Source organism: Brevibacillus brevis (assembly GCF_031583145.1).
Taxonomy (GTDB): Bacteria; Bacillota; Bacilli; order Brevibacillales; family Brevibacillaceae; genus Brevibacillus; species Brevibacillus brevis_E.
In genome coordinates this window covers 5838892-5854332 of record NZ_CP134050.1, presented here as the reverse complement: position 1 = coordinate 5854332, position 15441 = coordinate 5838892, and the positions used below count along the sequence as shown (strand labels likewise).

Below are 15441 nucleotides of genomic sequence, written 5' to 3'. Positions count from 1 at the left end.
GGGCATGGACCAAGTTCCCGTGCTGTACCGCAGCTCGGATATTCTCGCGAAAGCCAGCGCGCTGAAGGAAGAGGTGACCGCCTGGCGCCGGGACTTTCACCAAAATCCGGAGCTCGGCTTTGAAGAAGTGCGCACATCGGACATCGTCGCTCGGCATCTGGAAAGGCTGGGGCTGGAGGTAAAGCGTGGTGTAGGAAGGACCGGAGTCGTCGGCCTTTTGCGAGGCAAGAATCCGGGCCCGACGATTGGCCTGCGGGCCGATATGGACGCCTTGCCGATTCACGAGCAAAAGGACTCGCCGTACCGCTCCACGGTAGCAGGAAAAATGCATGCGTGCGGCCACGACGCCCATACCAGCATCCTGATGGGGGCGGCCCAGTTTCTGAGCGGCCTGGGACAGCCGGAGAGGGGCAATGTCGCGTTCGTCTTCCAGCCTGCCGAAGAAGGGCTCGGAGGGGCGAACGAGATGATCAAGGACGGCCTTTTGACGGACTTTGGCATAGGCGCAATGGCGGGGCTCCACGTCTATCCCGGCGTACCTACCGGGCGCATCACGGCGGTGCGCGGTGTTAGCTGTGCGGCAGCCGACCGGATCCGGATCAATATTATCGGACGGGGCGGCCATGCGGCGCATCCGCACCAGGCGATCGATTCCGTCTCGGTCACAGCTGAAGTGCTGTCTGCGCTGCAGCATATCGCCAGCCGGCAAGTCGATCCTCTCGATTCGGTGGTGATCACCATCGGGAAGATCCAGGGAGGAAGCGCCAGCAACGTCATCGCTCCCGAGGTAGAGCTGCTCGGAACCGTGCGGACGCTGAATCCGGCGCTCAGGGAGCAGATGCCGCAGCGGATCGAGACTGTCGTCAAAGGAGTGACGATGGCCCTGGGAGCCTCGTACGAATTTGACTACCATTTCGGCTATCCTTCCATCGTCAATGACGATCGGATGGTAGACCAGCTATTGGCGACAGCGGATCAGGTGCTGGGCGGGGACAAGCACGAGCTGACCAAGCCGTCGATGGGCGGCGAAGACTTTTCGTATTACACGGAGCATGTGCCCGGTGTGTTTTTCCGCCTGGGAGTGGGCAATACGGACAAGCAGACGACGTATCCGCTGCACCACCCCATGTTCGATGTCGACGAAGATGCGCTTCCTATCGGGATCGCTATGCTGTCTGCGTTTGCCTTGAACTACCTGAGCAGCAACTGAGGACAAAAGATAGATCTACGAGAGAATAGAAGAGGGGGATTCATCCATGAAAAAGCGTTTGGCGGGTATGGGACTTGCTGCCGTGCTGGCTCTGTCGGCGGCGCTCGTCGGCTGCAGCAGCCAGTCCTCGACGACGACACCGGCACCGAAGCAGCAGGAAGCGGCATCAGGCACGGCTCCTGCATCGGGCGGCAATTCCGGCGAGAAAGTATTGACCATCGCAAGCGGCAACGACATCGTCAGCTTCGACATCCACGACCACAACAACACGTCGACGGAAGCGGTCCACGTCAACATGTTCAACTATTTGGTGAAAAAGGACAGAAACCAGAAAGTGCAGCCTGATCTGGCCACGTCGTGGGAGATCGTCAACGACAAGACCTGGCGCTTCAAGCTGCGTGAAGGCGTCACCTTCCACAACGGCGACCCGTTTACCGCCGATGATGTGAAATTTACGCTGGAGCGGGTCGCCAAAGACCAGAAGCTCCTCGAATACGGGAACTACAAGCAGATACAAGAAGTGAAAGTGGTCGACCCGCATACGATCGAGATCGTCACGAACGAATCGGAGCCGGTCCTCTTAAACAGGCTGTCCCGCCTGGGCTCGGGGATGCTGCCCTCGAAATACATCAAAGAAAAAGGCTGGGATGAGTTTCTCAAAAATCCGGTGGGAACCGGGCCGTACAAGTTTGAGAAATGGGAGCGCGACGATCGTCTGATCATGGTGAAAAACGATCAGTACTTCGGGGACAAGCCGAAGTGGGACAAGCTCGTATTCCGGGCCATTCCGGAGGATGCGACTCGCGTGGCCGAGCTTTTGACCGGAGGAGTGGACATCGCGGTCAATATCCCGCCGAGCGATCTGGAGCGAATCGACAGCAACGAAGGCACGCATACGGCGACAGGCCCTACCCAGCGGGTCATGCAGCTCACGCTAAGAATGACGCCAGGAACCGTGACGGAGAATCCGAAGGTGCGCGAGGCAATCGATCTGGCAATCGACGAAAAGGCCATCGTAGACAGCATCCTGGCCGGAGGCGGCACGCCGACTCGTACGCGCGTGACGCCAGGAAACTTCGGGGCGGAGCCATCGCTTTACAACACCTCCCTGTACGACCCCGAGCGGGCGAAGCAGCTCTTGGCGGAAGCCGGCTATCCGAACGGCATCGACATCAACTTCAGCGCGACGAGCGGCCGCTATTTGAAAGACAAGGAGACCGCCGAGCTGATCCAGGCGATGCTGGCCGAGGTGGGAATCCGTGCGAAGCTGGACCTGATGGAGTGGAGCAAATTCAATGAGACGTACAAGGCGAAAAAGTTTGGCGAGATGTTCATGATTTCGTACGCAAACTCGATGTTTGACGGCTCCTTGGCGTTCGACCGCCTGACCACGGAACGCGCCAAAGGCGAGTCCGACTACTCCAATCCGGAAGTCGACAAGCTTTTGAAGGAAGCAGAAAAGAACATGAACCTGGAAGAGCGCGCGAAGCAATACCAACAGGTGCAGAAAATCGTCGCGGAAGAACGCCCGCACATTTACATGTACCAAATGAACGCCAACTACGGAGTCAGCGACAAAATCAATTTTGAACCGCGTCTCGACGAAATGCTGTTCGCCGACGAGATCACCCTGAAGTAACGAAAAACTCGAATATTTCCCAGGAGAGGTCTCTTCAAGGCGAGACCTCTTCCTGCTACAAAGACATATCCGGAGGTGACACCATGAGGCAGTATTTGCTGAAGTCGTTGCTTCAGATCATCCCTGTCCTGTTTCTGATCTCGATCATCGTGTTTGTCCTCGTCTATTGCACCGGAGATCCCGTCTCCCTGATGCTTGCCGATACGGCGACGGACGAAGACCGGGCCATCCTGATCGCGGCGCTTGGGTTGGACCAGCCGCTGTACGTCCAGTACTTCACCTTCATCGGCCACATGCTTCAAGGGGACTTCGGGACCTCGTTCCGCTACGATATGCCGGCCCTCCCGATCGTATTGGAGCGGCTTCCCGCGACCTTTGAGCTCGCGATTGCCTCCATGCTGGTCGCGACCGTCATTTCCATTCCGCTCGGCATCCTCTCTGCTACGAAGCGCAATTCCTTTCTCGACATTTTCTTTTCCGGCTGTTCGGTGCTGGGCAAAGCGATGCCGCATTTTTGGCTCGGAATCATGCTGATCCTGTTGTTCGCGGTGGAAATGAAGGCCCTGCCGGTCTCCGGCCGGGGCTCCTTCGAGAATCTGGTGCTGCCTGCCTTTACGCTGGGTACAGGGATTGCTGCGGAGATGACACGCCTGATCCGCTCCAGCATGCTCGAGATTTTGAATCAGGACTACATTCGGACGGCACGCAGCAAAGGGCTGTTGGAGAGCATCGTCGTCTACAAGCACGCCCTGCGCAACTCGATGATTCCCGTGGTCACGATCATGGCGCTGCAGACCTCTACCTTGATCGGCGGCACGTTGATCACGGAAACGATTTTTTCCTGGCCGGGGATGGGACAATTGATCATTCAAGCGGTCAATGCCCGGGACATGGCGATCGTACAGGCAGCCGTGTTCGTGGTCGCCTTTCTCGTCATTATCAGCAATCTGATCGCGGATATCCTGTACCGGGTGTTGGACCCACGCATCAAGTACAACTAAACGGAGGTGATCCATGTGTCGGCATCATTGGAAACGCAAGCCCCGCAGCTGCAGGGGATGGGAAAAACGGCACGGCAGACGGGACGGCTCGGGCGCTTTGCCCGGTTACTCTTCAAGAGCAAAACCGGGACGATCGGATTCATTATCGTCATCGCCGTCACGTTCATGGCGGTCTTCGCGGGCGCGATCGCTCCGCATGACCCCGCGAAGACACAAGCGGCCAAGCGCCTGAAACCGCCGATGTGGATGGAGGGAGGCTCCTCCGCGAATCCGCTGGGTACGGACAACCTCGGACGGGATGTGCTCAGCCGGATCATTTACGGCTCGCAGGTATCGCTCCTGGTCGGAGTGTGCGCCGTAATCCTGGCCGGGCTGATCGGGGTCATTCTCGGGCTGGCATCGGGCTATTACGGAGGATGGATTGACAGTGTGATCATGCGGACCGTCGACGCTTTCCTGGCGATCCCCAACATCCTGTTCATGCTCGTCATCCTGGCCGTATTGGGACCGAGCCTGATGACCCTGATTCTCGTGCTTGGCTTCACCAACTGGGTGAAATACGCGCGGATCATCCGCAGCGAAGTGCTGGGGGTAAAGGAGCGGGACTATGTCAAAGCGGCCCGTACCGTAGGCGCAAGCAACCGGAGAATCATCCTGACCCACATTTTACCCAACGTCATTTCTTCGTTTATCGTCGTATCCACCTTGAGCGTCGCTACCACCATCATCGCCGAAGCCTCGCTCAGCTTTCTCGGCCTGGGCATCCAGCCGCCGACCGTTTCGTGGGGCGGCATGCTCAGCGATGGCCGGCAGTACTTGGCGACAAGCTGGTGGATCGCCACCTTTCCCGGAATCGCGATCACGGTCACGGTGCTGGGGATCATGTTCCTGGGGGACTGGCTGCGCGATGTGCTGGATCCGCGGATGAAGGCAAGAAAGTAGGGAGGTGGCCCAATGGAAGCCAAATTGCTCGAGGTAAAAAACCTGCAAACGCACTTTAAAACTGAAGATGGCGTCGCTCCATCCGTCAATGGCATTTCCTTTTCGGTCGCCAAGGGAGAGACGCTGGCGATCGTGGGCGAATCCGGCTGCGGCAAAAGCGTCACTTCCCTTTCCATCATGGGGCTGGTCGCTCCGCCGGGCCAGGTCGTGGGCGGAGAAATTTTGCTGGATGGCCAAAACCTGCTGGGTATGAGCAAAAAAGAGCTCCGCAAGCTGCGCGGCAACAAGATGTCGATGATTTTCCAGGAGCCGATGACCTCGCTCAATCCCGTCTTCACGGTGGGCAACCAGCTGGGCGAAGTGTTCCGCCTGCACCAGCAGCTGGACAAGCAGCAGGCCCGGGCAAAAAGCATCGAGATGCTGGAGACGGTAGGGATTCCCCGCGCCGATAAGGTGGTCGATTCCTTTCCTCATCAGCTCTCGGGAGGAATGCGGCAACGGGTCATGATCGCGATGGCTTTGGCGTGCAATCCGGCTCTTCTGATTGCCGACGAGCCGACCACAGCCCTCGACGTCACGATCCAGGCGCAAATATTGGAGCTGTTGAAAAAGCTGAACCAAGAGTACGAGACAGGTGTCATCCTGATTACCCATGACCTCGGAGTCGTGGCGGAAATGGCGGATCGGGTCGTCGTCATGTACGCGGGAGAAATCGTGGAGCAGGCCAATGTGTTCGAGCTGTTTGCCAACCCCAAGCACCCGTACACAAAAGGCTTGCTCGGCTCGTTGCCCAAGCTGGACGAGGTGCGGGAGGAGCTGGAATCGATACCGGGAGCCGTACCCAATCCGCTGGACATGCCGGCAGGCTGCAAGTTTCATCCCCGCTGCCCCGTGGCAACCGAACAATGCCGGGAAAGAAATCCGGCCCTCGTCGAAGTGGCGGCGGACCATCTTGCGCGTTGCTTATATGCCTAAGGAGGAGACGGGACCATGAATCAGACAAAAGAGGCGCTCCTGGAGGTAAAGGGGCTGAAAAAGTACTTTCCGTACAAGCAAGGCATGTTTTCCAAGCAAACGGGCCACGTGCGCGCAGTGGATGGGGTCACCTTTACGGTATATCGCGGGGAAACGCTGGGAATCGTGGGAGAATCGGGCTGCGGCAAATCGACGACCGGGCAGATGATCCTCCACCTGCTCGAGCCGACGGAGGGGGAAATCTGGTTTGAGGGCAAACGGCTGGCCAACTTGTCCAAGGAGGAGGAAAAGGCCGTTCGCCGGAACATGCAGATGATTTTCCAGGACCCGTACTCCTCGCTGAATCCAAGGATGCGGGTAGAGGACATCGTGGCCGAGCCGCTGCGCGTGCACGGCATCGGACGGGGCGGGGAAATCCGGGAAAAGGTCGTGGAGCTGCTTCGGCTCGTCGGGCTGGATGCCCATCACCTGAGCCGGCATCCGCACGAGTTTAGCGGCGGTCAACGGCAGCGCATCGGGATCGCGAGGGCACTCGCGCTGCACCCCAGTCTGATCGTCTGCGACGAGGCGGTGTCTGCGCTGGACGTTTCCATTCAATCGCAAATCCTGAATCTGCTCAAGAAGCTGCAAAAAGAGCTGCAGCTGACGTACATTTTCATTTCCCACGGGCTTCCTGCAGTCAAGCACATCAGCGACCGGATCGCCGTCATGTACCTGGGGAAAGTCGTGGAAATGGCCGAGCGCGACGAGCTGTTCGCCAGACCGATGCACCCGTATACGGAGGCTCTGCTGTCCGCAGTCCCCATTCCTGACCCGACGCAGCGCAAAGAGCGGATCGTCCTGCAAGGGGATTTGCCGAATCCGGCCAATCCGCCGTCCGGCTGCCATTTCCACACGCGCTGCCCGTATGTGCAGGACATCTGCCGCACAGCGGAACCGCCCGTGCAGCAGGGGGCGAACGGCCATGTCGCTGTCTGCCACTTTCCGTTGAATGTGTGAGCGGTCCAAGAAAAAAGAACAGCGGGCTCCCTATGCCTGCTGTTCTTTTTTGCCGATTATAGCAACGATTTGACTTCGCCTGTATTCGGATTCACCACGAACCAGCCATACGTGTTTGTGTAGCTGTCGCCAGATTGGAAGTTGTTCACGACGGTTTGATAAACTTGGATCACATAATGGCCTTTTTCGTCGTCGTGATCATACTCGACTACGTGCGAGGGAGTGAGGCTGCCTGCCAGTTTCTTTTTCACGAGCTCTACGGCTTCCATTTTGGAGTACATCTTGGATACCGGCAGCTTGCCGATGAAGATGGACTTCGTCTTCGCGTCGTAGATGACAGGCTTGTTCAGATTTTCCGCGACGAAGCGGATGGGTACGTATACAGAATTTTTGTACATAATGCCTTGCACGTCACTCTGGGGAGATTTCGGCACTCCTTCAAAGTAGTAGGTAAACGGCGTCTTCGTTCCTTCCGCCACATCTGGAAAAGCGGGAGCGGCGATGGCAATCCCGGAGAAAAGCACCGAACCTACGACGATGCCCCCGATGAATGACTTGATATCCCATTTCATGTAGCAATCCTCTTCCCTTTCTTTATCTATATCTTCCCAGGACATATTATGGCAAAATTCGACGGGATCAGCTATCAAGCAAGGGTACTAGGAAACAAAGACTAGAAAAAGATGTAAAAATGGGACTGGACAGGAATGGCACAGTAGGCGTACTGTCTTGGTTCGAGGGATCCGGGGCACCGGAGAACGAAGTGATGCGAGAGTCGAAGGATGCAGACTTTCCATCAGGGAAGGCAGCCAGTATGATAAGGTAGAAGCAAAACTATCAGACAAGGTGAGAGTGAATGGCAATTCTGCACAATGATTGGGCCGAGGTGCTGGCAGAGGAATTTCAGAAGCCGTACTACTTGCAGCTGCGGCAAACGCTGAAGGAAGAGTATCAGACGAAGACGATCTATCCCGATATGTACGATATTTTCACGGCACTGCATTTGACCGGGTACGAAAATGCCAAAGTCGTTATTTTGGGCCAAGACCCGTATCACGGGCCGGGACAAGCCCACGGCCTCAGCTTTTCGGTCAAGCCGGGCATCAAGCCGCCGCCCTCCCTGCAAAACATTTACAAGGAACTGCAAAGCGACTTGAACTGCACGATTCCGGAACACGGCTATCTGACTCACTGGGCGAAGCAAGGCGTGATGATGCTCAACACGGTGCTGACGGTGCGAAGCGGCATGCCCAACTCGCACAAAGGCCTGGGATGGGAGATGTTTACCGACCGGATCATCACGCTTCTCAATGAGCGGGAAACGCCGCTGGTGTTTATTCTGTGGGGCAAGCATGCCCAGGAGAAGGCATCGTTCATCGATACCCGAAAGCACTTCATCATCCAGTCCCCGCACCCCAGCCCATTTTCCGCCAACCGTGGCTTCTTCGGCAGCCGACCATTCTCGCGGGCGAATGCGTTTTTGCGATCCAGGGGTATCGCGGAAATCGACTGGCAGCTGCCGCTTGACCCGGAAGAAGCGTAATGGAGCACGGGGGCTTCGGTCAATCTTTGCTTTTGATGACGAGCAGCTGTCCGGAGCGAACGGAAATGGTTCCGGTTTCGGCTGTAAGCACGTTGCTGATCCCAAGCGTATCTCCGATGGTGAGCGTGGCATTGTCCAGCGGATACTGAAAGCCATCCAAGGTAATGCCGGTCACTTCAGCGGTCAAAGGAAGCAGAGACAGATGGGAAAAATGATCCCGGCTTACCTTCAGGGTGCTGCTTGTCAGATGGATTTCGTTGGTTTCATCGACGATTTTGCAAGGGACACCGGCTTTCAGCGCTTTCCTCAGAAGGTGCACGTTGGCTAGCGTATGGTCGAAGCGAGAGCCCAATGCCCCCAGCAGCACGATTTCGGCGGGGTGCTGCTCCAGCGCCCAGGCGAGCGCCATTTCCGTGTCGGTCAAATCCTTCATGACCGGATCACAGGAGGAGACGAGCTGGCTATGCCGCTCGATTTCCTCTTTTTCCGCGAGGCTCACAGAGTCAAAGTCTCCGATGGCGAGCTTGGGGGAATAGCCTTGCTGAACGAGATACAGAGCCCCGCGGTCGACGCCGACCAGCCAATCGTCGGGACGGATCTGACGCAATGCCCAGGGCCCCAGACTGCCGCCGGCAAACAGTAAGATGCGAATCGGATTCATGATGTAGCCACCTTTTATTTCGGTATCGTAGAGCGAAAGCTGCTTTGGCACGCGAGGCGATAGCCTTGGACCAGCTTGCCGCCCAGCCTGTCCTGCTCCTGGGTCGTGGGAGCGGCCAGACAGGTGCCGCCTGCGAGCAGCTGCACGGTGCATTTTCCGCAAGATCCTTGCTGGCATTTGTAAGCAAGATTTGCTCCCTGAGCGAGGGCAGCAGACAAAAGCGTCTGGGAAGGCACGGCCTTCACGGCGAACTGTCTGCCGTTCTGCCGCACCAATACGACTGGAGTGCTTTCTTGCGGGCGTGCGACCGGCCGGCTGGCCATCTGCGGTTTTGGAGCTTCCGCTTTTACTGGCAGGGGAGCTGTCTGCATAGGGACGGAGCCGGTGCGCCCGGCAATCAATGAACCGACTGTGAGCGGTTTGCGCATGGGAACCTCCAGGGTACAAACTTTTTTTCATCTTACCATGCCCGGGAACTTCGGGACAGAGAAGGGGATTCTTTCAGAAAAGTGATTGAATTTTTAGTTTTTATCGATTAAAATATTTTTATCAAATAACCCTGGAAGGTGATTCCATGATTGCCATCAAGCGGATGAGTGACTGCACGTTTGCGGAAGTGACCAAGGCTTGGAACAGAGGTTTTGAAGGCTATTTTTTCCCGGTCGCCCTGACGGAAGAGCTGTTGGTGCAGCGTCTGGGAGCGGAAGGGTATTCGCTCGGATTGTCCGTCGTCGCCTTTGACGGCGAGGAGCCCATCGGTCTGGTCGCCAGCGGCCTGCGCACGGTCAATGGACGGAAGATCGCATGGAATGGCGGCACTGGGGTAGCCACCGCATACCGAAGGCAAGGTGTGGGACGCCAGCTGATGGCGGCGACGTTGGAGCTGTACCGGGAAGCAGGAGTGGACGACGCCATCCTGGAGGCCATCAGCCAAAATGACAAAGCCATTGCACTCTACCGCCAGCTGGGCTATGAGATCGTGGATCGACTTGTGTTTTGGCAGCGGACAGATGCCTTGCCCGGCGACCTGTTCGGAACGGGAAGGGAGTCAGCGTACCGCGTACGGCCGATCCTCGCCCAGGAAGTATCTGTCCTGCCCTTTTACCGAACGGATGCTCCTTGGCAAAACCAGTGGCAGAGCATGCGGGACGGCGAGGCTCTCCTGGTCGAGGACGAACGGGGGCAGGCTGTGGGTTACGCCATGTACAAGCGGGCGGTGAACGAGGAAGGGAAAATCGCGGCCATCGTCTTGCGCCAATGCGAGGCCCAGCCCGGACACGGCGACGAGGAGGCGATCCTGCGAGCGGCTCTGCGCGAGCTGTACGGGCCAAGCGAGCTGGAATGCCGTCGCTCGACCTTCAATCTGCCGGCTTCCCAAGAGAGACTGCTGGGCATTCTGGAGGAAGCGGGATTCAGTTCGTCGGGGACGGAGCAAGTGTACATGGTCAAAAAAATGAATGCGTCGGAGAGCTCGGCTTCGATCAAGCCGTCCTGAATTACGATTGGCAGCTGGTGCAGTAGAAGACTTTGCGGGAGGAGAGCCTGTCCCCTACGATTGCGTGTCCGCAGCGTGGGCAAGGCTCTCCTCCTCTGTCGTAGACCAGGCAGCGTTCGTCGAAGCCGCCCGTGAGTCGGTCGCCTTGGTAGAGCGGGGTTTCCATGTATCCGCCGTGGGCCACAGCTTCGTTTAGCACCGTTTGCATGGAATCGTAGAGTCGGGCGATCTCGCCGGGAGCAAGCGCCGGGATGCGCCGTGTGGGCATGATTCGGGCGCGAAAGCAAATTTCATCGGAGTAGCAGTTCCCGATTCCGGCGAGCCAGTGCTGGTCGACCAATGCGGTCTTGAGGATGCCGCGTTTGCCTGCCAGCATCTGGCTGAGCTGGGATGCCGTGAAAGCAGGTGCCAGTGGTTCCGGCCCCAGTTCTCCGAGGCGCTCGTCCAGCTGATCCGGGGTCAGCAAGTGCAGGTAGCCCAGTCGCAAGCCGTGAAAATACAGGATTCGGTCACCAAATGAAAGCGTCACCTGGGCAGTGCGAGGCAATCTGTCCTCGGAGGCACCCAGGTAGAGAAAGCCGCCCAGCATGAGATGGAGCAGCAGGACATAGCGGTTTTCCAGATGAAACAGCAGATGCTTTCCGCGCCTGTCGATGAGTGTGAGCCGATTGCCCTGCAGGATCTGGGCAAAGCGCTGCGGCGGCATATTGATCGTCTTTTCCCGCTCGACGAGGGCGTCGGCAATAATCTTGCCCTGGATTTGCTGCTGAAGCAGGCGGCGGTAGGTCTCCATTTCCGGCAGTTCCGGCATGGCGCTGTCCTCCTTTTGGCGGTTGTGCTTTCTTCACATAGGTTTTCCAGAAGATCCCGCAAGCATGCTGGGGGCGGCCCTATCAGCCCCGGCAGCGTTTTCCGATTTGCGGACATGATTTCCAACGCCATGCCGAAATCGGGTAATATAGTATAAGGGTGTAGCCCCAAGCCATACGTACGGACAGGAGATTACAGGATGCAAAAAGTGGAATTGATCGCGACGGCGACATTTGGATTGGAATCGGTGGTAGCGGAAGAGGTAAAAGGACTCGGATACACCGATGTGCAGGTGGAAAACGGCAAGGTGACCTTTTCCGCCGATATTTCTTCGATTGCCCGCACAAATTTGTGGTTACGAACGGCCGACCGGGTGCGTCTAAAGATTGGGGAGTTCAAAGCGACTACGTTTGACGAGCTGTTTGAAAAGACCAAAGCCTTGCCGTGGGCGGACTGGGTCACGGAGGACGCGACGTTTCCCGTAGAGGGCAAGTCCGTCAAGTCGACCTTGTACAGCGTGCCCGACTGCCAGGCCATCGTGAAAAAAGCCGTGGTGGAAAGTCTGAAGAAGACGTACAAACGGGACTGGTTCGAGGAAAAAGGACCGATGTACAAGATTGAGGTAGCCCTACATAAGGATGTGGCCACGCTGACCATCGACACGTCCGGACCGGGATTACATAAACGCGGCTATCGCGGCCTGATCGGTACCGCTCCGCTCAAGGAGACCATGGCTGCGGCGATGATCCTGCTGTCCCGCTGGAAGCCCGACCGGGTGTTCATGGACCCGTTTTGCGGCTCCGGCACCATCCCGATCGAAGCCGCATTGATCGGCCAAAACATCGCGCCGGGCATGAACCGCGAGTTCGTGTCGGAGAGCTGGCCGGTGATTCCCAAGTCGGTCTGGAGGGAGGCGCGCGCGGAGACGCACGATCTTGCCCGGTACGACCAGAAGCTGGAGATCATCGGTACGGATGCGGATGAGGAGATCTTGAAGGTCGCCCGCAGAAATGCGGCAGAAGCTGGCGTCGATGACCTGATTCACTTTCAGCGCATGGATGTCCGCGATGTCCGCACCAAGAAAAAGTACGGATACCTGATCTGCAATCCGCCGTATGGGGAGCGCTTGGGCGAGTGGAAGCAGGTGAGCAGGCTGTACCGGGAAATGGGCCAGACCTTTGCCGCCATGGACACGTGGTCTTTCTACATCATCACGTCAGACGAACTGTTTGAAGAGCATTTTGGACGGACGGCGAGCAAAAAACGGAAGCTGTACAACGGAAATATCAAGGTCGACTACTATCAGTTTTTCGGGCCGAAGCCGCCTCGCCCGACGAAGGTTTCCCCTGCCGAATAACAGCCTCTGCCGAGGAAAAAGAGAAGGGGTAATTGGAGGAGAATACGAATGAGCAAGAAGAGAATGGGAGGACGGGTCGCGGTTGCTTGTCTGGCGTTTGCAACACTGTTGACGGCAGCGGCCCCGATGGCTGGCGCAGCATCAGGAGCGGGCAGCAGCGAGATGAAAAACCAGACGCCTGTCCAGGAGCCATCCCAGGTTGCACCGCAGGCCGAATCCCAGAGTCAAACCCAGCAACAGGACGAAACTGTCACATTCACCGATCTGGGAAACAGCTACGCGAAGGATTCCATCAACCGATTGGCCTCTCTTCAACTGATCAACGGCCAGGGAGACGGACTCTTTCACCCGCAAAATACGATTTCCCGCCAGGACATTGCCGTCCTGCTGAGCAAAGTGGTCGGCCTGCAGCCGAAGACCGCAGAAGAGGGGAAATTTGAGGATGTTCCGGCCGGCAGCCCCTACGCACCCTATGTGTACGGATTGTCCGAGCTGGGGGTGATGAACGGCCGCAGCGACAACACGGTGGGAGCGACGGATCCACTCACGAGACAGGAGCTGGCTGTATTGCTCTCCCGCCTGATGAACGCGAGCCACGTGGCCAAAGCGGCAAGCTCGAATGCGGTGGAGTACAGTGACGAGCAGGATATGGCGGATTACGCCCGCGACGCGATCGCGGAAGTGTCCAGCCAACGGTGGATGCAGGGAGCGAATGGAAAATTCAATCCACTCGGTACCGTGACGCGCGCGGAAGCGGCCGTGATCGCCGAGCGCGTGCTGAACGCCCGTTACCAGCAAGCGGAACAAGCGAAATTTGTTTTGAGCACCAAAACGCTCAGCGTGATGGCAGGAGACAGCCAACAAGTGAAAGTGACTGGCGCGGATGGGCAAAAGCTCGCATTCACCCCGATCTTTGCCTTTGACCGACCGGAGCTGGGGATGATTCTGCCAGACGGTACGTTCGTTGCCGGTCCCACGCCTGGCAAAGGGAATGTGACGGTGACATTGGGATACCACACCGAGACCATTCCGGTCGAAATCACCAATGCGACGCCGCAGGAAGAGCCGAAGGACCAGTCGTCCGAAGATGACACCGCTTCGCAAAACGCAGATGCGGCGCATGCGCCTGCCACAGCAGGCCAGGATGCAGCTGGCACAGATGCGTCTTCGGTGGACAGTCAGGGCTCCGCGACTGGAGATAAGCAACAGGCGGATGAGGAAGCAAAAGGGGAAGCATCAGCCGAGCAGGATGACCTGGTCAACGTAGCCCCCGGCAGCTTTACCTCGGTCAAGACGTTTGGGCCTCCGGACTCCTACTTTCAGACGGTGGAAAAGCAATATCCTGGCCCGGTAGGCGGGTTGGTCACGCCGTCGGAAGAGTGGACAGGCTACAACCGCCAGTTTGGCCGGAAGGTGACGGTCACGCTGTCTGAAGAAAAGCCGCTGGAAAGAGTGGCCTTGACTTTCAGACAGCAAAAGACGTCCGGCATTACGCTTCCGGAATACATGGACGTAGAGGTGTCGCGCGACGGAAAGGCCTGGTCCTATGCGGGCAAGGCGCTCCACGACGTCCCTGCCTCCGAGGAAAAGCAGGTCATTCGCACGCTGGCCGTGACGTTGCCGGATGTGGAGGCTCGCTACGTTCGCGTCTCTTTCCCGGTCAAGGTGTTCGCTTTTGCAAGGCAGCTCGAAGTGTGGGCGAATGAGGACGGCCAGTGGGAAGGCGGACCGGTGCTGCTTCCGCCGCCTAGCCCGACGCAGATGATGGAAGACAAAAAAGCGGGCAATCGCGTGGAAAACATGCTGCTCGCGTATTCCGGGGCGTACGGGGACCGCGGCAACTGGACGAAAGACGACTTCCTGCCGATGGTCGGCTACCGTACCGTAGACGGCTATATGCGCGATCAGATGTTTGACACGATCCTCTTTTTGCCGTACCAGGATATGCCGGCTACCAAGGAAGGCTGGCAGGGCTATCTGAACGATCAGTTCGGGACGGACCGCCAGCTCGACGCATTGAACAAGGCGATGCGGGAGTACAATCGCCTGAGAGGGACCTTGTACACTACGCCTACACAGGAAAAGGTCGTCCTGGCGCTGCCGTATCCGAATATGAACCAGACCAGCTTCGGCAAGCTGGCGGACAATCAGCCGTCGCTTTCGTTCAACCCGGCAGGGGTCGGCGAGGAGCAAGCGTACCAGAATCGCAAGAAGGCCCTGGAGTGGTATTTCCAGGAGCTGCAGAAGCGCTGGAAAAAGGCCGACTTCCAGTATTTGCAGCTGGAGGGGATTTACTGGTTCCACGAGCTGATCGAGGACGCTGCTCCCAAAGAGCGCGACTTGATTCAAAGCATGGCCAGCATGGTACACGACGAGGCTTTGCGCTTCTACTGGATCCCGTACTACGGCGCACCAGGTGCCGGGGAGTGGAAATCCATGTACTTTGACTACGCGTTCCTGCAGCCGAACTATTACAGCGACAAGCCGGTACAGCTCGATCGCATCGAAGGTGTCATGGACACCATCCGCAAATACGGAATGGGCGTCGAAATCGAAGGTGACGAGCGGATGTACCGCGATCCGAAGTTCTACCAGACGTACTACAACCAGCTCGTGGCCGCCCACAAGCTGGGAATGGACAAAAACAACGTCCACGCGTATTACTACGGTTCCAAGACACTGATCCAGTCAGCAACCAGCACGGATCCGGTGGTACGGGCCATTTACGACGATACGTACAAATGGATGCGCGGCAAGTTCGATCGAGAAGAGTATTACGAGGCGAACGAACTGCCGTAAGGGCCATTGG

Annotated in this window: 14 protein-coding genes; 10 read left to right on the top strand and 4 right to left on the bottom strand. The window is 57.6% G+C overall.

Going from position 1 to position 15441, the window contains the following annotated elements:
- Positions 1–4: 4 nt before the first annotated feature.
- The 6 genes from RGB73_RS28800 to RGB73_RS28775 all read left to right on the top strand — a co-directional run bounded on the left by RGB73_RS28800 (position 5) and on the right by RGB73_RS28775 (position 6766).
- Positions 5–1210: a M20 metallopeptidase family protein gene (locus tag RGB73_RS28800; protein ID WP_310766983.1), complete on the top strand. Its 1206-nt coding sequence runs from the start codon at positions 5–7 to the stop codon at positions 1208–1210.
- A 46-nt stretch (positions 1211–1256) separates the two neighbouring features.
- Positions 1257–2849: an ABC transporter substrate-binding protein gene (locus tag RGB73_RS28795; RefSeq protein WP_310766977.1), complete on the top strand. Its 1593-nt coding sequence runs from the start codon at positions 1257–1259 to the stop codon at positions 2847–2849.
- Positions 2850–2932: 83 nt separating this feature from the next.
- Positions 2933–3850, top strand: a complete 918-nt coding sequence (locus tag RGB73_RS28790) for an ABC transporter permease (RefSeq protein ID WP_310766974.1) — start codon at positions 2933–2935, stop codon at positions 3848–3850.
- A gap of 15 nt (positions 3851–3865) precedes the next feature.
- On the top strand, positions 3866–4792 hold the full coding sequence (locus RGB73_RS28785) for an ABC transporter permease (RefSeq protein ID WP_310766971.1): 927 nt from the start codon (positions 3866–3868) through the stop codon (positions 4790–4792).
- A gap of 12 nt (positions 4793–4804) precedes the next feature.
- Positions 4805–5767 carry an ABC transporter ATP-binding protein gene (locus RGB73_RS28780; RefSeq protein ID WP_310766969.1) on the top strand — a complete coding sequence of 321 codons (963 nt, stop codon included), beginning with the start codon at positions 4805–4807 and terminating at the stop codon, positions 5765–5767.
- A 15-nt stretch (positions 5768–5782) separates the two neighbouring features.
- Positions 5783–6766 (top strand): ABC transporter ATP-binding protein, encoded by a 984-nt coding sequence (locus tag RGB73_RS28775; RefSeq protein ID WP_310766967.1) that lies wholly within the window; start codon positions 5783–5785, stop codon positions 6764–6766.
- Positions 6767–6822: 56 nt separating this feature from the next.
- On the opposite strand, the gene RGB73_RS28770 is transcribed toward RGB73_RS28775, so the two are convergent.
- A complete protein-coding gene (locus RGB73_RS28770; protein WP_310766965.1) occupies positions 6823–7338 on the bottom strand; it encodes a stalk domain-containing protein in 516 nt (171 codons plus the stop codon).
- A gap of 284 nt (positions 7339–7622) precedes the next feature.
- Here RGB73_RS28770 and RGB73_RS28765 point away from each other — a divergent pair, with 284 nt between their 5' ends.
- Positions 7623–8309, top strand: a complete 687-nt coding sequence (locus RGB73_RS28765; protein ID WP_310766962.1) for a uracil-DNA glycosylase — start codon at positions 7623–7625, stop codon at positions 8307–8309.
- A 19-nt stretch (positions 8310–8328) separates the two neighbouring features.
- Here RGB73_RS28765 and RGB73_RS28760 read toward each other — a convergent pair whose 3' ends face one another.
- Positions 8329–8970: a thiamine diphosphokinase gene (locus RGB73_RS28760; protein WP_310766959.1), complete on the bottom strand. Its 642-nt coding sequence runs from the start codon at positions 8968–8970 to the stop codon at positions 8329–8331.
- 14 nt (positions 8971–8984) lie between these two features.
- Positions 8985–9398 carry a 2Fe-2S iron-sulfur cluster-binding protein gene (locus RGB73_RS28755; RefSeq protein WP_310766956.1) on the bottom strand — a complete coding sequence of 138 codons (414 nt, stop codon included), beginning with the start codon at positions 9396–9398 and terminating at the stop codon, positions 8985–8987.
- Positions 9399–9544: 146 nt separating this feature from the next.
- Between RGB73_RS28755 and RGB73_RS28750 the strand changes: the two genes are divergently transcribed.
- On the top strand, positions 9545–10465 hold the full coding sequence (locus RGB73_RS28750; protein ID WP_310766953.1) for a GNAT family N-acetyltransferase: 921 nt from the start codon (positions 9545–9547) through the stop codon (positions 10463–10465).
- Between the two features lies 1 nt (position 10466).
- Here the strand turns inward: RGB73_RS28750 and RGB73_RS28745 are convergent, their stop codons facing one another.
- On the bottom strand, positions 10467–11276 hold the full coding sequence (locus RGB73_RS28745; RefSeq protein WP_310766951.1) for an Fpg/Nei family DNA glycosylase: 810 nt from the start codon (positions 11274–11276) through the stop codon (positions 10467–10469).
- A gap of 198 nt (positions 11277–11474) precedes the next feature.
- Here RGB73_RS28745 and RGB73_RS28740 point away from each other — a divergent pair, with 198 nt between their 5' ends.
- The gene (locus RGB73_RS28740; protein ID WP_310766948.1) at positions 11475–12632 is read left to right on the top strand and encodes a THUMP domain-containing class I SAM-dependent RNA methyltransferase; all 1158 of its coding nucleotides are present in this window, start codon (positions 11475–11477) and stop codon (positions 12630–12632) included.
- 48 nt (positions 12633–12680) lie between these two features.
- Entirely contained in the window at positions 12681–15431 is a 2751-nt protein-coding gene (locus RGB73_RS28735; RefSeq protein WP_310766945.1) for a DUF4855 domain-containing protein, read from the top strand.
- The last annotated feature ends 10 nt before the right edge of the window (positions 15432–15441 follow it).